This is a genomic window from Terriglobia bacterium (assembly GCA_020073205.1).
Classification (GTDB): Bacteria; Acidobacteriota; Polarisedimenticolia; order Polarisedimenticolales; family JAIQFR01; genus JAIQFR01.
In genome coordinates, this window is record JAIQFR010000084.1 from 1 (window position 1) to 19,698 (window position 19,698).

Annotated in this window: 14 protein-coding genes; 9 read left to right on the forward strand and 5 right to left on the reverse strand. The window is 69.6% G+C overall.

The window, feature by feature from the left end; all coding sequences use genetic code 11:
• Positions 1-204 precede the first annotated feature (204 nt).
• Together LAO51_15320 and LAO51_15325 are read left to right on the forward strand one after the other, a co-directional pair.
• Positions 205-2,499 (forward strand): hypothetical protein, encoded by a 2,295-nt coding sequence (locus tag LAO51_15320; protein MBZ5640115.1) that lies wholly within the window; start codon positions 205-207, stop codon positions 2,497-2,499.
• Between the two features lie 79 nt (positions 2,500-2,578).
• Positions 2,579-3,664 carry a PrsW family intramembrane metalloprotease gene (locus LAO51_15325; GenBank protein ID MBZ5640116.1) on the forward strand — a complete coding sequence of 362 codons (1,086 nt, stop codon included), beginning with the start codon at positions 2,579-2,581 and terminating at the stop codon, positions 3,662-3,664.
• Between the two features lie 48 nt (positions 3,665-3,712).
• Here LAO51_15325 and LAO51_15330 read toward each other — a convergent pair whose 3' ends face one another.
• From LAO51_15330 to LAO51_15345, 4 genes are all read right to left on the reverse strand, one after another.
• On the reverse strand, positions 3,713-5,788 hold the full coding sequence (locus tag LAO51_15330; GenBank protein MBZ5640117.1) for a M13 family metallopeptidase: 2,076 nt from the start codon (positions 5,786-5,788) through the stop codon (positions 3,713-3,715).
• Positions 5,789-5,900: 112 nt separating this feature from the next.
• Positions 5,901-6,122 (reverse strand): hypothetical protein, encoded by a 222-nt coding sequence (locus tag LAO51_15335; GenBank protein MBZ5640118.1) that lies wholly within the window; start codon positions 6,120-6,122, stop codon positions 5,901-5,903.
• Between the two features lie 154 nt (positions 6,123-6,276).
• Positions 6,277-8,745 carry a hypothetical protein gene (locus tag LAO51_15340; protein MBZ5640119.1) on the reverse strand — a complete coding sequence of 823 codons (2,469 nt, stop codon included), beginning with the start codon at positions 8,743-8,745 and terminating at the stop codon, positions 6,277-6,279.
• 128 nt (positions 8,746-8,873) lie between these two features.
• Complete coding sequence (locus LAO51_15345; protein ID MBZ5640120.1) at positions 8,874-10,271, reverse strand: sigma 54-interacting transcriptional regulator; 1,398 nt, start codon at positions 10,269-10,271, stop codon at positions 8,874-8,876.
• A 236-nt stretch (positions 10,272-10,507) separates the two neighbouring features.
• On the opposite strand from LAO51_15345, the gene LAO51_15350 reads away from it, so the two are divergent.
• From LAO51_15350 to LAO51_15380, 7 genes are all read left to right on the forward strand, one after another.
• Positions 10,508-10,846, forward strand: a complete 339-nt coding sequence (locus LAO51_15350; GenBank protein ID MBZ5640121.1) for a hypothetical protein — start codon at positions 10,508-10,510, stop codon at positions 10,844-10,846.
• A 2-nt stretch (positions 10,847-10,848) separates the two neighbouring features.
• Positions 10,849-11,586, forward strand: coding sequence for a rhomboid family intramembrane serine protease (locus LAO51_15355; protein ID MBZ5640122.1), 738 nt, complete (start codon positions 10,849-10,851; stop codon positions 11,584-11,586).
• Positions 11,587-12,033: 447 nt separating this feature from the next.
• Positions 12,034-12,930: an RNA polymerase sigma factor RpoD/SigA gene (locus tag LAO51_15360; GenBank protein ID MBZ5640123.1), complete on the forward strand. Its 897-nt coding sequence runs from the start codon at positions 12,034-12,036 to the stop codon at positions 12,928-12,930.
• Positions 12,931-13,053: 123 nt separating this feature from the next.
• Complete coding sequence (locus LAO51_15365; protein ID MBZ5640124.1) at positions 13,054-15,387, forward strand: response regulator; 2,334 nt, start codon at positions 13,054-13,056, stop codon at positions 15,385-15,387.
• Positions 15,388-15,389: 2 nt separating this feature from the next.
• The gene (gene selB, locus LAO51_15370; GenBank protein MBZ5640125.1) at positions 15,390-17,264 is read left to right on the forward strand and encodes a selenocysteine-specific translation elongation factor; all 1,875 of its coding nucleotides are present in this window, start codon (positions 15,390-15,392) and stop codon (positions 17,262-17,264) included.
• Between the two features lie 40 nt (positions 17,265-17,304).
• Entirely contained in the window at positions 17,305-17,496 is a 192-nt protein-coding gene (locus LAO51_15375; protein ID MBZ5640126.1) for a twin-arginine translocase TatA/TatE family subunit, read from the forward strand.
• On the forward strand, positions 17,496-19,157 hold the full coding sequence (locus LAO51_15380; protein MBZ5640127.1) for a ChaN family lipoprotein: 1,662 nt from the start codon (positions 17,496-17,498) through the stop codon (positions 19,155-19,157). The genes LAO51_15375 and LAO51_15380 overlap by 1 nt, the downstream gene beginning before the upstream one ends.
• Before the next feature lie 145 nt (positions 19,158-19,302).
• Here the strand turns inward: LAO51_15380 and LAO51_15385 are convergent.
• On the reverse strand, positions 19,303-19,698 hold a 396-nt coding region (locus LAO51_15385; GenBank protein ID MBZ5640128.1), incomplete at its 5' end, for a hypothetical protein.

Below are 19,698 nucleotides of genomic sequence, written 5' to 3' on the forward strand. Positions count from 1 at the left end.
CCGAACACCGTGAAGTAGTCGATCATAAAAGAAGAACGGGCCCGCCGGGGCCCGTTGTCCTATCTCGCGAGGCGGGCCCTAGGCCGAGAACGATGTGCCGCAGCCACAGCTCGATTTCGCCTGGGGATTGACGAAGGTGAAGCCGCCCGTCAGTCCCTGGGTGACGTAGTCGAGGGTAGCCGGTTCTACGATCCGCTCGGGCTCGTGTCGGAGGGGACCAAGATCGACTTCCAGGTGGAGGTGAACTCGTACCTCTACGGCACCCGCTTCATGTCGTATCTCGCGTACAAGTTCTCCCCGGACTCGCTGATCGCGTGGATCGCCCGCACGGACGGGAGCCGGGCGTACTACGCGCGGCAGTTCCGCCAGGTCTACGGCATGCCTCTCGAGGACGCGTGGCGGGATTGGATCGCCTGGGAGAAGGAGTTCCAGGCCAAGAACCTCGAGAGGATCCGAGCGTTCCCCACGACCCCGTACCGGGACCTCTCGGCCCTGCCGATGGGTTCGGTCTCGCGCGCCTATCTCGACGCCGACGCGGGGAAGATCTACGTCGCCTTCAACTACCCCGGCGTGGTCGCGCACGTCGGCGCCATCTCCCTCGCGGACGGGTCGATCGAGAGGATCGTGGACGTGAGGGGGCCGGTGATCTACAGCGTGACGTCGCTCGCCTGGGATCCCGGGAGCAGGACCCTCTTCTACACCACCGACAACAACGCGTATCGGGACCTCTGCTCCGTGGATCCGAGCACGCACGCATCGAAGACGCTGCTCAAGGACGCGAGAATCGGCGATTTGGCGTTCGACGCCGCGGACCGCTCCGTCTGGGGGATCCGCCACTTCAACGGCATCGCGACGCTCGTGCGCGTACCGTACCCGTACCACGAGTGGAAACCGATCCACTCCTGGCCGTACGGCGAGGTCGCCTATGGCCTCGACGTGTCCCCGGACGGCCGCCTTCTGTCGGCCGCGGTGGGCGGCGCGAACGGCCGCCACGAGCTCCGGGTGATGAGGATCGAGTCCCTCGAGGCCGGTGATCCGACTCCCGTGGCGACCTTCGATTTCGGCGTCGCGCTCCCCCTGAACTTCGTCTTCTCACCGGACCGCAGGTATCTCTACGGCAGCTCGTATTTCACCGGGGTCTCGAATATCTTCCGCTACGACCTCTTGACCGGAAGGAAGGAGGCCCTCACGAACGCCGAGACCGGGTTCTTCCGTCCGATTCCCGCCGGGGGGGACTCGCTTCTGGTCTTCCGCTACACGGGGGAGGGGTTCGTCCCGTCGAAGGTCGAGGTGAAACCTCTCGAGGACGTGAACGCCATCACGTTCCTGGGCCAGCAGGTCGCCGAGAAGTACCCCGTCCTGGACACCTGGAAGGCGGGCTCGCCGGCGCAGGTCCCGCTGGAGTCGCTTGTCGGCCGCAAGGAGCCGTACAGGATCGGCCGGAGCCTCGAGCTCGAGTCCCTCTATCCCGTGGCGCTGGGATACAAGGACACCGCCGCGGTCGGCATGCGCTTCAACCTCTCCGATCCGCTCTCGCTGAATCGATCGAGTCTCACGGCGTCCTACACGCCCGGTCAGTCCCTCCCGCCCGACGAGCGGCTGCACCTCCAGATCCGATACCGGCGCTACGATTGGAGGGCCAGTGCCAGCCTGAACCCCGCCGATTTCTACGATCTCTTCGGCCCCACGAAGGTCGGGCTCAAGGGATACTCGGTCTCCGCGGGCTACGAACGGGCGCTCCTCTACGAGGAGCCCCGTCGCATGGTCCTCGGGGTGGACGCCACCCTTTGGGGAAACCTGGACAGGGTTCCCGGCGAGCAAAACGTGAGCGCGCCCACCGACACGCTCCTCGAGACGCGCGCCCGCCTCGCGTACAGCGACGTCCGCTCCTCGCTCGGGCACGTGGACGACGAGAAGGGCTACCGATGGGAGGTCGTGGCGGCGGGCCGCCGCGCCGGCGGGAAAACGATCCCGAGCCTCGCCGCGGGATGGGACCTCGGGCTCGCGCTGCCGCTGCGCCACTCCTCCGTGTGGCTGCGGACCGGGGCCGGGGGAGCGGGCGGGGATCGTGAGGATCCCTTTGCGAATTTCTACTTCGGCGGCTTCGGGAACAACCGGGTGGACCACGGAGAGGTGAGAAGGTACCGGGGGCTCCAGGGCTTTCCGGGGATTCCGATCGACGACCTCGGCGGAACGACGTTTGTCCGGACCACGCTCGAGTGGAACCTGCCGCCTCTCCGGTTCCGCAGCGCCGGAACGCCGGGATGTTACTTGACCTGGGCGCGGTCCTCGCTGTTTGCCGGCGCCATCGCGGCGAATCCGGAGACCGCGGGTCCCAGGAGAACGGTCAAGGACGTGGGCGCGCAGACGGACCTGCGGCTCACCGTCCTGTCCAGGGTGGACGTGACGTTGTCGCTCGGCTACGCGGTCGCCCTGGAGGCGGGCCGCGCGAGCCGGAACGAGTTCATGTTCTCGCTCAACCTCCTTCACGGGCCATGAGGGCTCGCCGGCGGCGCCCCGCGAGCTCGCCGCCCAACGCGGCCGGGCCCGAGCGCGGCGGCGCGATGGAGACGAGGGATTGATCGACCTCGCCGCGCGACTGTCGGTGGGACTGGCCCCCGTGCTCCTGTTCCTCGCGGTCCTGATCTCTCTCGACAGCTACAAGCTCGTCAGCCTCGGCCGGACGCTCTCGGCGATCGCCGTCGGGGGAGGCCTGGCTGCCGCTTGCTGGGCGGCCCATCCCGCGCTCTCTGCCTGGATGGGACTCGACGGGACCGCCTACGCCCGGTACGCGAGCCCCGTGATCGAGGAGACCGCCAAGGCTCTGTTTCTCGTGGTCTTGATTCGCTCGAACCGGGTAGCGTTTCTCGTTGATGCCGGGATCCTCGGATTCGCCACCGGCGCCGGCTTCACGCTGGTCGAGAACCTCTACTACCTGGGGAGCCTCCCGGCGGCCGGTTTCGGAGTGTGGCTCGTGAGGGGGTTCGGAACCGCCCTCATGCACGGTGGCGTGACCGCGGCGTTCGGCATCGCGTCGAGGGCCCTGCTCGAGCGCGGAGGCCTTCCCGTCTTCACCACCTACTTCCCGGGGCTCCTCCTCGCGGTGACGGTCCACTCCGCGTACAACCACTTCTTCCTATCGCCCGTGCTGTCCACCGCCGCGGTCCTCGTCGTGCTTCCGCCGGTGGTGTACGTGGTGTTCGAGCGGAGCGAGAAGGCGCTGGAGCGCTGGCTGAACATCGGCTTCGACGCGGACACGGAGCTCCTCGAGCTGATCCTGGCCGGGGGGCTCTCCACGTCCAACGTCGGACGGTACCTCCAGTCGCTGCGGGACCGATTCCGAGGCGAGGTCGTGGTCGACATGGCCTGCTACCTGAGGGTCCACGTGGAGCTGTCGCTCCGCGCGAAGGGGTGGCTGATGCTGCGCGAGAGCGGATTCGACGTCCCGCCGGACGAGGAGACGCGGGCTCAGCTCGAGGAGCTGCGCTTCCTCGAGCGCAGCATCGGAACCACCGGCAAGCTCGCGATGGCGCCGTTCCTGCGACTGGGCGCCAAGGACCTCTGGCAGCTCCACCTGCTGCGCGATGGTGCGGGCCGCGCCGACGCCGAGCGGCTCGACGCCGCCGTCGAGGCTCCTCGCCGCTCCGGGCGGGGCCCCGCGTGATCCCCCTCGAGGCGCCCGACCGGCGTCAACCCCCGGGCGCCACCGGGCTCACCACGCGCGGCAAACCGCGGAGCTCACCATCGGCTGGCCGGCCTTGCAGGTGAACGCCTGCTGAAACGCATCCGAGTTGACGAGGACGCCGTTGACGCGGAACTCGCCCGGGGAGTGAGGGTCGGTCACGGCCAGCAGGCGCGACGACTCGGGGGTCACGTTCTGGCACCAGACCTGGGCGTAGCCCAGGAAGAAGCGCTGCTCGGGGGTGAAGTCCTCGATCTTGGGGGCGACGAGACCCGGGCGGCTCCTCAACATGTCCTCGAGCGCGCCGAACGCCAGGCGGACGCCCCCGTTGTCGGCGGTGTTCTCGCCGAGCGTCAGCTTTCCGTTGAGGTGGACCCCCTCGACCGGGGAGAACCGCTCGTACTCGTCGGCCAAGCAGCTCGTGCGCTTGTCGAATTCGGCCTTGTCCTTCTCGCTCCACCAGTTCGTCAGATTGCCGTTGGCGTCGAACTTCGCGCCTTGATCGTCGAAGCCGTGGGTGAGCTCGTGCCCGATGACCGCGCCGATGCCGCCGTAGTTCACCGCGTCGTCGCGACCGGCCCGATAGAACGGCGGCTCCAGAATTCCCGCCGGGAAGTTGACGTTGTTCTGAGACGGATTGTAGTAGGCGTTGACGGTGGGCGGGGTCATGCCCCACTCCGCCTTGTCCACGGGCTTGCCGATCTTGTCCATCTGCCGCCGGACCTCGAACGAATCGGCTCGCAGGCTGTTGCCGAAGAAATCGCCGCGGGAGATGGCGACCGAGCCGTAATCGCGCCACTTGTCCGGGTAGCCGATCTTGTTCGTGATCTTCGCCAGCTTCTCCTCGGCCTTCTTCTTCGTCGCGTCGCTCATCCAGGGCAGCGTCTTCAGGTCCTCGCCCATCGCTTTCTCGACCCCGTTGACCAGGTCGAGCGTCCGCTGCTTCGCCTCGGGTGGGAACGCCTTGTCGACGTAGAGGCGCCCCAGGGCCTCGCCCAGACTGGCGTCGGTGATGCGCGTGCAGCGCTTCCAGCGCGCCTCGATCTCGGTTTGCCCGCGGAGGTACTTGTTCCAGAACTCGAAATCCTCCCGCACGAACTCGACGGGAAGCGCCGCGGCCGTCTCGTGCACGACTTTCCAGCGCAGGTAGGCCTTGAAGGCGTCGAGGGGAACGGTCCGGAGCTTCCCGTCGATCGCCTTGAAGAAATCGGGGTTGGCGACGTTGAGCGAGCTGAACTTCGGCGCCCCGGTGTCCGCGAAGTACTTCGCGAACTCGAACCCGGGCGCGAGCTTGACCAGCTCTTCCACGCTCATGCGGTGGTCGCGCTTCTGCGGGTCGCGGCGGGAGACCCGGTCCATGTTGGCCTGCGCCAGATCCGTTTCGAGCGCCAGAATCGCCGCCGCCTCGGGCGCGGCGGCCTCGGGCTTCTCCCCGGCGAGTTCGAGCATCTTCCGGACGTGCGCGACGTAGCGCTCGCGGATCTCCTTCGATTTCGCGTCGTCCTTCAGGTAGTAATCGCGGTCCGGGAGCGTGAGACCGCCGTCGGAGACGTGGGCGATCTGCGTGGTGGCGTCGTGCAGGTCCGGCGCGGACCCGAAGCCGAAGAGGGCGTGGATCCCCTGCGTCTCGAGGTGCGCCACCTCTTCCAGCAGCCCCGAGCGGTCGTGGATCGCGTCGATTCGCCGGAACTCCGGGCGCAGCGGCTGTGTCCCGACGGACTCGATGGCGGCCTCGTCCATGCACGAGGCGTAGTAGTCGCCCACCTTCCGCTGGACGGCGTCGGCGACGCTCTGAGGCTTCACGTAGCTCTCCAGGATCTGGTGAAGCACTTCCCGATTCCGCTCGGCGAGCTCGTCGAAGCGCCCCCAGCGGGTCTTGTCCGGCGGAATGGGATGGGTCGCCATCCAGCTCCCGCAGGCGAACTTGTAGAAATTCACGCAGGGGTCGGCGTTGCGGTCCAGCGCGCTCGCGTCGAACGTCGGAACGGCCGGCGCGGACGTCTCCCCCGCGGAAGGAGCCGGCTGCGCCGGCGCCGAACCGTGGGCGAGAGCGAGGGAGACGAGACCGATGAGAAGTGACGTCGCGTTCCTGTGGAGGCGGCTCATGGTTCCTCTCTTGTTTGGGGGAGGTCCATTCTACCCGCCTCGCCGGAGCCGGCAAACGGATGAAAGAGCTCGGGCTGGGCGGCGAGGAACGGCGGCGAGGAGCGGCGTCGACCTAGCGGACGACGTCGAGGAGCGAGCCGAGGAACTCGTCGGCGGTGCGGAGGGCCTTGATCGAGGCGGCGGCGGCGACCTGGCTCACCCTCATCTCGACGACGTCGGCGGGCAGGTCGGTTTCGACGGGACCCCGGGACAGGCGGGCGGACGCAACCGCGAGCCGCTCGATCGCGCTGCGATAGCCGGCGAGTCCGGAGGAAAGAGCGGTCACGAGGGACATCGGGACACCTCTTCCGGAGTCGAATCCCCCGATTCCTTATCGGCACGACCCCGCCGGACTTGAGTCGCCATCGGCAATCGGGTGCCTCGAGGGGCAGCGAGGTCACGTTACGCGCAACGGACTTTCACGTCGGTTTCGACGGGGGCGCCGGGCTTCACGGGCAGTCGCCCGCCAGGCTCTGCGGCCGGTCGCAGGCGCCGACAAGGATGGCCTCCGGCCGCTCGACGGGACCCGACGGACCGCGTCCCTGCCCGAACGAGCCTTCCTCCGCACCGTCCTGCCCTACCAGCACGAAGTAGAAGAACCCGCCCGGGCCGGGCGTCCCGGGGTCGAACGTCGTCCGCCCCGTGGTCCCGAGCCCGCAGGCGCTCGCTGTCCAGCTGACGGCTCCCGAAAAGGGAGAGGTCCCCCAGTACACGGCGTGGTCGAGCGCGCCGCAGGCCGGGAGGTAGTCGATGTCGAGGCCCGTGCCCGTCGAATCGCGGCCTAGGGTCATCTGAGAATCGCCCGGACTCGCCTCCTTAGGGTTCGCCGCCGTTCCGGAAATGCAGACGCCGCCGCCGGAGGGCCCGGTCGGAGTTGCGGGGAGGGTGACCGTGTTGCCGTCGTGCGCCCCGCTGGCCGAGTCGAGCGCCCGGACGAGGTAGTGGTAGGTCACGCCGCTGAGCAGGGCGTCGTGGTCGGTGAACGTCGTGGCGGTCAGGCCGGAGGCGACGGTGTTCGCCGGGGACGGAGCGAACGGGGAGGTCGTGCTGCGGTGGACGCGGTAGGTAACGAGGCCTCCGCATCTCGCCGACGCGGCGGGCCAGGAGAGGCTCACGGAGCAGGTCGAGGAGACCGCGTCGGAGGCCGCCCGGAGTCCCGAGAAGCCGGGGCCCAGGGTGCAGGCGCCACCGGTCGACGCGGCGATCTCCGCGGAGGGGGGGGACTCGCAGCCGACGTAGGACCGGACCACGTAATACCAGGTCGCCCCACCGGAGACCGGAGCGTCCACGAAGGAAGTCGACGGGGCCGCCACCGTGCCCACGAGGTCGTAGGGTCCGCGGCGAACCAGGGTGCGATACACGTGGTACTCGACGGCCCAGGGCGCTTCATTCCAGGACACGTCGATCCGGTTGGCGCCGTTCCCGGCGGCGACGACGTTCGCGGGGCTCGCGGATGGGAGGAGCGCGATGTTCACGGTGGCAGGGCCCGTGCCCACCGCGACGCTCCGGGTCTCGGGGCAGTAGCCGGGCTGCGAGTAAGCCAGGTGGTAGGTCTGGCCGCTCCTTGCGAGTCGGTAATAGAGCCCTTTGGCATCCGCCTTTCGTGGCGCCTCGCCGTGCGTGAACGCCACTTCCTGCACGTCGATCTCGGCGGCGACCGGCAGCCCGGTCGAGGCGTCGGTCACCTTGCCGCGGACCTGCGGGCCGTCGAGGGTCCGGTCGAGGAAGTAACACCACGCCACGCGCTGCCGCAGCACGGTGACGTCGCGCCACTTGTTGTAATTGGGCTGGAACCAGGTGTTGACCTCGATCTCGTAGGCGTAAGCCCCATAGGTGCCGTACTGCGTGTCGAGGCTCGTGCCGTCGACGACGTAGATCGTTGACCACAGCGGGCCGGTCAGCCACTGGCCGGTCTGTCCGTCGTCGTTCTCGAGGATCGCGTTGAGACCCTGCGCGACCTCGTCCATCGCGACCTTCTCGTCCGGATCGCCGCAGCCGTAGCTGTACATCAGGTACTCACCGTACGAGTGGTACGACAGCGTGAAAAACGGGCGAACGTCGTTCGTGAGCTGGATCATGCCCTGCGTCTCCGGCTCGGACCCGGGGGCGTCGCCGCGGGTCGTCTCGTCGGCGCAGGCGCTCGAGGACCCGTTGCAGGAGCCCCAGTTGAACGGGTAGTTCCGGTTGAGGTCCACGGCACAGGAGGGATGGCGGTTCTTGCGCCACATCGTCCAGCCCTGATAGACGTACGCGGCGCCGTCCGGGTTCACGCTGCCGACGACCCAGATGTTGACGTTGTCCACGAGACGGCGGACCGATGCGTCCGTGGCGTACCTCGAGGTCAGGTAGTCGATCAAGTCGCGCGCGATCTCGGTGGTCATCACCTCGCGGGCGTGGTGCTGAGCGTCCAGGATGAAGGACGGCCGCTCGTTCTCCTGCGCCACGTCCTTCGTGATCTTCATGGCGTAGAGGACTTGACCCTCGAACAGCGCGGCTTTCAGGACGACCTTCTTCGCGAGACCCGGGTAGCCCGCCTGGATCTGCTCCATGAACAGGGAGAGCTCCTCGGGGTCTGTGTAGTCTTGGAGCGCCGATAGCGCCGTCCACGACCCCTCGCTCTCGCGGACGTCGAACCTCCATCCCGACGCCGAGAGACGCTCGAGCTCCTCGGCGGTCGCGACCACCCCCGCCGTCATCTCTTTCCGATTCACGCCGGCGACGTCGAATCCCGCGGAGGCGAGATCGGCGACCCCCTCCGGCCGTCCGAGGCGCACCTCGACGAAGAACCTCGTCTCGCCGTTCGCGCCGAAGGCGGGTCGCAGGCCGGCGAGCGCCGCGGCGCCCGCGACGATCAGCCCGAGAATCGGGTTCGACGAGAGTCCGACGCCGGGCTGCCGCGCCCGTCCACGACGGTCCATGGCTCCTCCCTCGCCGGCGCTCCGGGGCCGGGGAACCGATCGTTGACGATCAAGGTACTGCCACCGGGCCTTGGTGAGAACCGGAGATTCGCGTCCCGTCTCCGCGGCGCGCGTCCGACGGGACCGACTCAGCCCGTGCCGAGCCTCGGCAATCCCAGGGCCTTCATCCTGCGATAGAGCTTCTGCCGGCTCCAGCCAATGCGGGATGCCGCCAACGCGAGGTGCCCTTGGGAGTCGCGAAGGGCCTCTTCGATCCAGCGTCGCTCGAGGGGCACCGGCCGTTCCTCCCCGGTCCGCTTCCTCGCGGCGGGAAGGTCGAGGTGGGCGGCGGAGAGCGTGTCCCCCTCGCAGCGGAGGAGACCGCGCGCGAGGACGGACTGGAGCTGGCGGACGTTGCCCGGCCAGTCGCACGAGGCGAGCGCGTCGAGCGCCGACGGGTCGAGGCGCACCTCCTCCAGCGTGCCCGCCTCGACGCGAAGGCGCGACACGATATGCTCGGCGAGGAGCGGGATATCCTCCCGGCGATCCCGGAGGGGAGGCACGCACACCTCCGCCGTGGCGAGGCGCCAGTAGAGATCCGCTCGGAATCGGCCCTCCTCCGCCAGCGCGCCGAGATTCCGGTGCGTCGCGGAGACGATTCTCACATCCACCGCGACCTCGGTCCCGCCGCCCACCGGGCGGACGCGCCCGTCCTGAAGGACGCGGAGCAGCTTGGCCTGCATCGGCGGCGACATGTCGCCGACCTCGTCGAGGAACAGCGTTCCCCCGTGAGCGAGACGAAAGAGACCCGGACGGTCGCGCTCCGCTCCGGTGTAGGCCCCGCGAACCGCGCCGAACAACTCGCTCTCGAGGAGCGTCTCGGGCAGCGCGGCGCAGTTCACGGCCAGGAAAGGGGCGGACACCCGGACGCTGTCACGATGGATCGCGCGGGCGATCCCCTCCTTGCCGGTCCCTGTCTCGCCGACCAGCAGAACCGGAAGTCGCGATCGTGCGACGCGCCTTGCCCAGGCGAGGGACTCCAGGAAGCGGGCCGAACGTCCGATGAGCACCGGGGCCGGTTCCGCCACGGGTGCGGGTGTCCGGCCCGAGGAGCCGCAGAGCGCCGCGAGTACCTCGGCGAAAGCCGCGAGCAGCCGCAGCGCGTCGGAGGAGGCCGCGCCTCCCGCGGCGCGGCGGTCCACGACGAGGGCCGCAGTCGGTCGATCCGCTCCGACCGGGACCGAGGCGACCGCACGGAGGTCGAGCGCTCGCACCGAAACGCCCTCCGCGAGGGCCGGGTCGTCGCGCGCGTCCGCACAGATCAGATGACCGGCTCCCTCCAGCGCTCGCCTCAGGACCGTGCGGCTCGCGGCCCTCCGTCCGTCGGGCCTGAGCGACGCCGAAGCCTGCACCCGCGGCGGGCCGAGGTCTCCGGGCTCGGGCGCCGCGACGAGGAAGGCGCGCTCCCACCCGGCCGAATCGAGCACCGTCCGCAGGACCGCTTGGACGGCGCGCCCGGCCCGGTTTGACGCCGGCAAAGCCGTCACGCTATGCTCACCCCCCGACGCCATGAAGCAGCTCCCCCGAGGCCGCGTCCGCTCCGCGTTCGCGCGCGTCCCGTGCGGCGTCCGCGGCGCGTGCCACGGGAGAGGATCGGGCGCCTTCCCACCGCGGTTCAACGACGGGGGCGCCCTCGCCGGGTTGAGCACCCGCAACCCTCACGGCACTTCGGTCTTCGCGCGGAATGGTCCGCCGGGAGGACGGAGGTGACGCCATAGCCGGCGTGCGGCGGGGTGGCGGGAGCTGGCTGGAGCCGGCGCTGTGGGTGGCGGCCGCCGCCCTGGTGGCGCCCCTCGCGCTCTACGCGGGACGCCCCGTCGTGCCGTTCGCGGCGCTCTACGGAGTGGCCCTCGGGATCGCGCTGGCGCTGGCGCTGGCCGGCCGACGGCTGCACGCGGCGCTGCTCCGCGACGCGCTTCGCGGGAGCGGGGGGGGGACGGGTCGCGCGCTCGTGGCCGTCGGCATGATGATGCTGGTCCTCGTCCTGGTTCTGCTCGGAGCCGTCGTCACGATCCTCCTGTTGTTCCGGACCGGGCCCGGCGCCGTCCCGGGCCTCGTGTGAGGATGAGCTACTACCGCCACGCACCCAACCGCACGTCGGGCTCGGGCCTCGGGTTCGGTTTCCCGCCCGTCACCCCGGTGACCCGGGCGATCATGATCGCCTGCGGAATCGTGTGGTCCGTGCAGTTCCTGCTCGGGCCGGTTTTCGGCGCGGCGGACCTGTCCCGGGTATTCGGCATCGTCCCGCCCCTCGTGGTCCGCGGGTACGTCTGGCAGCCGTTCACCTACATGTTCCTTCACTCGCCGGTCCAGATCTCCCACTTGCTGCTCAACCTGCTCATCCTGTGGATGGTCGGTGGCGACCTGGAGAGGCACTGGGGAGGAAGGAGGTACCTGACCTACTACGTGGTGTGCGGCGCGGGAGCCGGGGTGTTCGTGACGGTCGCGGGACTCCTGTCGGGCACGAACGTGCCCACGATCGGAGCCTCGGGGGCGATCTACGGACTCCTGCTGGCGTACGGGATCATATTCGCCGAGAGAATGATCCTCTTCATGCTGATCTTCCCGATGCGCGCGCGCACCCTGTCATGGGTGCTGTTCGCGATTGCGTTCGTTTCGGCCTGGGGGCAGAGCGCCAGCGGTGTGTCGTACATCGCACACCTCGGCGGGATGGTGGTCGGCTACCTCTACCTCAAGAAGGTATGGCGGGTGCGCGAACTTTATCGGGACCTCCGCTGGCGGCTCCGCCGGCGGAAGTTCCGCGTCGCGCCACCCGACGACCGCGACCGCTGGGTGAATTGAGCCGACCCTCCCGGAGGAAGAAACGGGAGGCCGACCGCTCGCATGTCGGTGCAGTCGACGCCAACACGGAATACCACGAAAACCCAATAACGTCGCGGCTTTTTACGAAATTGACCCTTGACACACTTTGCCGGACAGCCTACACTCAAGGTACCGGGGAAAATTCAGGCTCGCCGACTTCCCCAAAGGGGGCGCGGAGAGTCCTGCGGAGGACACGGTTGAACCGAGGACCGCTTCTCTCGGTGCACGCGCTTTCTTCGGCTACCCAACGCCATCGGCGACTGGCCGATCGTGGCGACGCGATACAAGGCCCTTACTACGGCCTCGGTACTTGTACGTTGAGTCCAGCAACGTGTCAAGGACGACTCGCGTGGAACGGCGGGTCGTGCTTGCGCAGGTCGACGCCGGGGTCGTGCAGCCCGTCGTCCCGTTGACGCGGGGAGCTGCATGGAATCGACGCAGAACGACAGGAACTCCTTGCTGTCGCGTTACTTCGCCGAGATCAGGGAATACCCTCTCCTCACCAAGGAGGAGGAGATGTCCCTCGCGCGTCACGTCAAGCGGGGTCGCTCGGGGGCTCTGAACGAGCTGATCGAGTCCAACCTCAGCTTCGTCGTGAAGGTGGCGAGCGAGTACCGGAACCTCGGACTCCCTTTCGAGGACCTGCTCAACGAGGGGAACATCGGTCTGATCGAGGCCGCCCACCGCTACGATGCGAGCAAGGGCACGAAGTTCATCACGTATGCGATCTGGTGGATCCGCAAGTCCATCCTCAAGGCCCTCTCCGAGCACTCGAATCTCGTGCGCGTCCCGAACTACCAGATGAAGAAGGTCCGCGAGATCCGCGACGCGGAGAACTCCCTGAGGCGGAGCCTCGGACGCGCCCCGAAGCGAGAGGAGATCTCCGAACGGCTCTCCAAGGCGATCTCCAAGATCGACCAGGTGCTCCAGTTCAACCTGCGCGAGATCAGTATCGAAGACAAGATCGGAAAGGACCGCGACAAGCCGATCTCCGACTATCTCGTGGACATCGCGTGCTTGAGCCCCGAGGACGATCTCATCAAGCGCGAGGCGAGCAGCCTCGTCGGCGACGCGATGGGCCACCTGACCGACCAGGAGAGGACGGTGGTGTCGTTCCGCTTCGGCCTCACCGGCGGCGTTGGCCTGACCCTCAAGGAGATCGGCGAGAAGATGGGGATCAGCCGCGAGCGCGTGCGGCAGATCGAGTGCCAGGCCAAGGCCAGGCTCCGTAAGATGTTCGCGCGTAAGCGCATGGTCGCGGCGCCCTCCAAGCGGCCGTTCCCGGTGAGCGCCATCGCGAAGCCCTCGCGCCCCGGAAGCTGAGCGGGCCCGCCGGCTCCGTTTCCATCCACGTCCTGCCGTCCCTCGTTTCGGGTTAAACTCACGCCCGCGCGCTGGACGCTCCCGCGACGACGGGAGGCCTCGATCTGCCGCGAGGGGGACCGGATGGAGCCGACGCGACCGGACGGGAGTGATCGGATCGCGGGGCCCGACTGGTCGCGATTGATACGCGTCACGAGCGCCGATGCCGCTCTCGAGGCGATCGCGGCCGGGTTCGACGATCCCGAGAGCCTCGATCTCGTGCTGAGCGCCCCAGGCGACGGCGCGCCGGAGCTCGCCCGCCATCGGGGCCACGCCGCGTTCGACGACCTCGGGGGGAGGCGGCACGAGGCCCGGGTGGGGGGGCGCCCCGAGTGGACGCTCTCGGTACGGCGCGCGGGTGGCACGGTCCCCGGCGCTCTGGAGGTTGAGCGTGCGGCGGCAGCGCTCGCCGCTTGGCGCTCGGCCCGAGTGGAGATCACCCGCGGGGAGCAGAAGCTGCGCGCCAGGGCGCGTGAGCTCGACATGCTGCAGGACCTCGGGCGCAGCGCGTCGGCCGCACGGACCTGGGACGCGCTCTTCCGCGAGGCCGCGACCGTCCTCCAGGAAGGGACCGGAGCCGATCTCCTGGTCGCCGCGCACGCCCTCGCGGGCGAGGCGGAGGTCCGCGTCTTCCTGGCCCGGCCCGTGACCGATGAGGTCATCGAGTCGCTGGCGACCGAGGCGGCCGCGGCCGCGGCCCTGCCGCGCGAGCTTCCCGTTCGGGTGTCGACCGAGCGCCTTCCCGGATTCGACGGGAGCCACGCCCTGCGGCGGGCGTCCTCGGAGCGGCCGGCGGCGGCGTTCGTTCCGCTCGAGCGACGAGGTCGAACAGCGGCGGCGCTCGGGATCCTCCCGTCGGAACCCGCGGGAGAGCGGATGCTCCGGTTGTTCTTCGGCGTCGCGAACCAGGTCGCTCTGCACCTCGAGCGGATCCTCGCGGTGATGGAGGCGGAGCAGGACCGATTTCGGTCGATCCTGGACTCGATGCCGCAGGCGGTGATCCTGGCCGACCGCTCGCTGCGCGTGATCCAGGCCAACCGAGCCGCCGCGGCGTTCCTCGGCCGGCTCGCGCCCGCGGGGGGCGACGGCCGCGTCCCGCGCGTGGGCGACCTCGACCTCTCCCCGCTCGCCGCCGACGTCTTGGAGCGGGGCCTCACGCCGTTGGAGCAGGAGGCTCGGCTCGAGGGTGGAACGGTGCTCGCCGTCACCGTGTCGGCCCTCGCCGGCAAGGGCGGCAGGGCCGAGGCGCTGGTCCTCGTGTTGGCGGACGTCACCGAGCGTCGCCGCCTCCAGGCCCAGCTCGCGCAGGCGGAGAAGATGTCGAGCCTCGGCGAGATGATCTCCGGCATCGCCCACGAGTTGAACAACCCGCTTTCGTCGGTGCTCGGCTACTCGCAGCTCGCATGCCGCGACGCTCGGGAACCGAAGCTCGCGGCGAGGATCGAGGTGGTCCACCGCGAGGCTCGGCGCTGCCAGAGGATCGTGCAGAACCTCCTGTCCTTCGCCCGGCGGTACGAGCCCGAGCGCCGGCTGCTGAGCGTCAACGAGGTCGCCGAGTCGGTGATCGGCCTGATGGCGTACCAGTTCCGCGTGAGCGATGTCCGGATCGAGAAGGACCTCGGGCGCGACGTCCCGACCATCGTCGGAGATCCCCACCAACTCCAGCAGGCCGTGCTGAACCTCGTGAGCAACGCCTATCAAGCGATCCGGGGAGCCGGCCGCGGCGGGGTCATCACCGTCCGAACCCGCCAGCCCAGGACGGGATGGGTCTCGCTCGAGGTGGAGGACGACGGACCCGGTATCCCCGAGACCGTTCGATCCCGCATCTTCGAGCCTTTCTTCACCACGAAGCCGCCGGGACAGGGGACTGGGCTCGGGCTTTCGCTCGTTGAGGGCGCCGTCGAGGCCCATGGCGGACGGGTCTCCCTCGACACGGGGGAGGGACACGGCGCGAGGTTCCTGGTGGAGCTGCCCGTCGGCACCGAGCGAGTGGCGGCCGGCGAGTTGCCCCGTGTCGAGGAGGCGGCGGGGCAAGACGTCTCCGCGCGAATCCTCGTGGTGGACGACGAGGACTCGGTAGCGCGGCTCATCTGCGAGACGCTCGCCGACGACGGTCACCGGACGGAGCCCGCGCGCGACGGGCGGGAGGCGCTCGATCGTCTCCGGAGCGAGGAGTTCGACCTCGTGGTCGCCGATCTCAGGATGCCCGGCATGGGCGGCGCGTCGCTCTGCGAGGAGATGGAGCGGATGCAGCCCGGCGGGTCCTCGAAGATCTTGCTCACCACCGGCGACACCGTGAGCCGCGAGCCGGAGGCCTTGGCGAGGCGGAAGGGGATTGCGGTGCTGACGAAACCGTTCGATCTCGACGAACTGCGCCGCGCGGTTCGCTCCAGGCTCCGCGCGCGGCGCGAGTCCTGATCTTGCGCCATCTGGTGCTCGGCACCGCCGGCCACATCGACCACGGCAAGAGCGCGCTGGTGCGGGCCCTGACCGGCACCGATCCCGATCGGCTCCAGGAGGAGAAGCTCCGCGGCATCACGATCGACCTCGGCTTCGCCGACCTGGATCTCGGCGACGGGCGGATCCTCTCGTTCGTCGACGTGCCGGGCCACGAGCGCTTCGTGCGCCACATGGTGGCCGGGGCGACCGGGATCGACGCCGTGCTCCTCGCGGTGGCCGCGGACGAGGGGATCAAGCCTCAGACCCGCGAGCACCTGGCGATCTGCTCGCTCCTCGCGATCCGTCACGGGATCGTCGCGTTGACCAAGTTGGATCTCGCGGACGACGACGTGCTCGCGGTCGCGGCGCTGGAGGTCCGGGATTTCGTGGCCGGGACCTTCCTCGAGGGTGCCCCGGTGATCCCTCTGTCCGCGAGGACGGGCGCCGGCCTCGGCCTTCTGCGTGAGGCGCTCCGGGCCCTCTTTGACCAGTTCCCTCCCCGCCCGGCCACCGGCGTTGCGCGGCTCCCCGTGGACCGCTCGTTCGTGCTCAAGGGGTTCGGCACCGTCGTGACCGGGACCCTCGCCTCGGGCTCGCTGAGAGAAGGAGCCGAGGTCGAGATCCTCCCCGGAGGCCGAATCGGACGGGTGCGAGGGCTCCAGGTCCACCACCGTCGCGTCGCCGAGGCGCACGCCGGCCAGCGAACGGCCGTGAACCTCCAGGGCCTCGATTGCGCCGAGGTTCCGAGGGGTTCGACGATCACGACACCCGGCGCGCTTCGCACGACCCGGCGCGCGTGGGCGAGGATCCGGCTGCTCGAGGGTGCCCCGAAGGACATGGGGAGAGGGGGCGTGGCCCGCTTCCACCAGGGGACGTGCGAGCGGGGAGCGCGTCTCAGCCTCCTCGAGACAACGGCGGGAGAAGAACTCGACGTCGAGCTGCGTCTCGACGAGGACACGGTGCTACTCCCCGGCGACCGATTCGTCCTGAGGCGGCCCGCTCCGGTCGATACCGTCGGAGGCGGAATGATCCTGGACGCTCAGCCCCCCGAAAGAAAGGGCCGTCGCGCCGGGTCCGCGGGGCCGGCGCTCGGAGCGCTGGGAGAGGCGCTCCCCGCGCGTCTCGAGCGCGCCGGAGCGCATGGGAAGGCCCGTGACGAGCTCGCCGCCGAGGTGGGGCTGCCTCTATCCGACCTGGACGTCATCGTGGCGCGGCTCACCGGCGAGGGACGCGTCGTCGTCTCCGGCGGGCGGCTCTTCGAAGCCGGCGTCTGGCGAGGCATCGAGGATCGGGCGTTCGAGGTCCTGCGAGCCTTCCATGCCGGGGAGCCGCTGCGGGTCGGGATGCTCCTCGAGGAGGTCCGATCGCGCGTCGCGCGGGACTTCCCGCTCGATGCATGGCGGGCGCTGGTGGACGGATTGAGCGACCGCGGGACGGTTCGCCGGCTCGGGGAGCGTGTGGCGCTCGCGGACCACAGGGTGGTACTGTCAGCAGGGGAACTCGAGATGGTGCGGAGGATCGAGGCCAGGTTCCGCGACGCGTGGCTCGATCCTCCCGACGCGGCCGACGTGGTCCGGGCCGAGGGGGACGACCGGGCCGCCCGGATGCTCGATCTGCTCCAAGCCGACGGTCGCCTGGTTCGCATCAAGGACGGGAGGCTGTTCCACGGGGAAGCGATCGAAGATCTCCGGCGGAAGTTGCGCGACTACGGAAAGCGGTCGCGCACGATCGACGTCGCGTCGTTCAAGGAGTTGGCCGGCGTCACCCGGAAGAACGCGATCCCGCTGCTGGAGCATCTCGACGCCGAGCGCGCGACGCGCCGCATCGGCAACGCGAGGGAGATCTTGATCGGTTAAGCGGGCGGCGCGAGCGGGAACGGCGCCGCGGGAGCCTACGATGGGAAGCTTGGGCTGGCCCGAAATCCTCCTCATCGCCTTGGTGATCGTCCTCCTGTTCGGTGCGCGCAAGCTCCCGGAAATCGGTCGGGGGCTCGGCGAGGGCATCCGCAGCTTCCGCTCCGCGATGCGCGGCGACGACGACCAGGGGAAGGGCGGCCCGAAAGACGATGCCGGGGGCGCCGGCAAGTAGTGCCCCCCCGCGCGACGCGAGCCGCGCAGCAGGTGCTCGCGCGGCAGCGGGAGGCTGCGGAACGGCTGAAGCGCGAGGTCCTCGGCGCAGACGGATCCCTCGGCCACCCTTATTTCCGTGGGCTGAATCGGAGGATTCGCCGACGACCGGTAGCGGCGACGCTCGCGGACCTCGAGCGCGCTTGCGCCTCGGCCGGTGTCGTCTGGATCGGCGATTTCCACGCGCTTCCCTCGTGCCAGCGCTTCGCCGCGGACCTGCTCGTGTCGCTTCGAGCTGCGGGCGGGCTCGCGCTGGGGGTCGAGTTCGTCTACACCCGCCAACAGGGTCTGCTCGACCGGAGGCAGGCCGGCTCGCTGGACGACGCGGCTTTCCTGAAGCGGATCCACTACCGTGAAGAGTGGGGGTACCCGTGGGAAGGGTATCGAGATCTTCTGGACCGCGCGCGGTCCCTCCACGTCCCGGTGTTCGCGCTGGACGCGCCTCCACGCCGGGGGTTCGAGGGTTTGGCTCGGCGCGACGAGCACGCGTCGCGCCGCATCGCCGCGATCGCCGCGGAGGATCCGCGTCGGCAGATCGCCGTTCTGTTCGGCGAATCGCACCTCGCCCCGACGCACCTCCCGGCCCGTGTGCGCGCGCGGTTGGCTCGGCGCGGGATCGGCCGCCGGGAAGTGACGGTCTTCCAGGACCCGGATCCCGCGTACTGGCAGTTCCTGCGCGAAGGCGCGCCCGTCCCCGCGGTCGCCCGATTCGACGCCGGCGGCTTCGCCGTGTTCCACACCACCCCCCTCGCCAAGTACGAGGCGTACCGGCAGGTCCTCGAGCGCTGGCGGGAAGACGTTCCCCCGGACGAGGAGGTGGACCTGACGCCGGCGGTCCACCACCTCATCGGCGTGCTGCTCGGCTGGCTCGGAATCGATCCTCGGAAACGACGGGTGCGACACGGCGCGGGATGGGAGGAGGACCTGGCGGACACGTTTCCCGAGGTGTACAGCGGTCCCGAGGCAAGGGAGCTGATCGGGCCGATCCTCGAGGAGCACGGACGCTCGCGGGAGGAGGTGCGCGAGGCCCGCACGCTCCTCGCCTCGCAGGGCGCCGTCTACGAGGCGAGGTCCAACACCCTCTTCCTCGTTCGCTATCTTCCGGGGCGAGCCGCGGGAGAGGGGGCGAGGTTCCTCCGGGCGGTCCTCTCCGGGCGGCTGTTCGCGGCGGCCGACGGCGGCCCAGCGGATTCGCTGGCGCGTGCGTACGGCTCGGTCTTCAACGAGGCGCTGGCGGGCCTCGGCGCCCGGCTCGTCGACCCGGCGAGCAGCGCGGCAGGGGGCCAGGCCACGGGAGAAGTTGCCGCGTTCGCGGGAGCGGTCCTTCGACACGCGGATGGGGCGGGCATTCGCACTCGCTGGATGGAGGAGCACCGGCGGTTCGAAACTACAAGGGGCTCGAGGATCCCGGCGGAGCTGCTTGGACCGCTGCGGAGCTCGCGCGAAACTCGTCGAGCGCTCGCCCGGGACCTCGGGCAAAGGCTGGGCGCGGTGTTGTTCGAAGGGGTTCGGTCGGGACGGCTCGGCCCGAGGGATCTGAGACGCTTGTTCTCGAGGAAGCTCGACCCTTCGAAAGCTCAGCGCGTCGTGATCGGATTGCTGCGGGGCGAGAGCGGCTGCTGAAACGTAGCGTCGAAGACAAAAACGCGGAGGCCGCGCCGAACCTCGCGGCCTCCGCTCCGGGACCCAGAGGGGGTCAGGGCCTCGGACCTTCCCAGACGATGAACGCGGTTCTCATCAATTCGCTCCTCGATCCAGTAGCGGGTTCTCAGTCGCCTTCGACGAGAACGGAGTCGCCCCAGAGCGCCTGGTCGCCCCAAAGGGCCTGATCGCCCCAGAGCGCCTGGTCGCCCCAAAGAGCCTGATCGCCCCAGAGCGCCTGGTCGCCCCAAAGGGCCTGGTCGCCCCAAAGGGCCTGATCGCCCCAGAGCGCCTGGTCGCCCCAAAGGGCCTGGTCGCCCCAGAGCGCCTGGTCGCCCCAGAGCGCCTGGTCGCCCCAGAGCGCCTGGTCGCCCCAGAGCGCCTGGTCGCCCCACAGCGCCTGGTCGCCCCACAGCGCCTGGTCGCCCCACAGCGCCTGGTCGCCCCACAGCGCCTGGTCGCCCCACAGCGCCTGGTCGCCCCACAGCGCCTGGTCGCCCCACAGCGCCTGGTCGCCCCACAG

What these genes read in the sequence shown, in the direction of transcription:
- LAO51_15340 (MBZ5640119.1), bottom strand. Translation starts at nt 8,745, where the DNA reads ATGGACCGTCGTGGACGGGCGCGGCAGCCCGGCGTCGGACTCTCGTCG.
- LAO51_15335 (MBZ5640118.1), bottom strand. Translation starts at nt 6,122, where the DNA reads ATGTCCCTCGTGACCGCTCTTTCCTCCGGACTCGCCGGCTATCGCAGC.
- LAO51_15330 (MBZ5640117.1), bottom strand. Translation starts at nt 5,788, where the DNA reads ATGAGCCGCCTCCACAGGAACGCGACGTCACTTCTCATCGGTCTCGTC.
- LAO51_15375 (MBZ5640126.1), top strand. Translation starts at nt 17,305, where the DNA reads ATGGGAAGCTTGGGCTGGCCCGAAATCCTCCTCATCGCCTTGGTGATC.
- LAO51_15365 (MBZ5640124.1), top strand. Translation starts at nt 13,054, where the DNA reads ATGGAGCCGACGCGACCGGACGGGAGTGATCGGATCGCGGGGCCCGAC.
- LAO51_15360 (MBZ5640123.1), top strand. Translation starts at nt 12,034, where the DNA reads ATGGAATCGACGCAGAACGACAGGAACTCCTTGCTGTCGCGTTACTTC.
- LAO51_15355 (MBZ5640122.1), top strand. Translation starts at nt 10,849, where the DNA reads ATGAGCTACTACCGCCACGCACCCAACCGCACGTCGGGCTCGGGCCTC.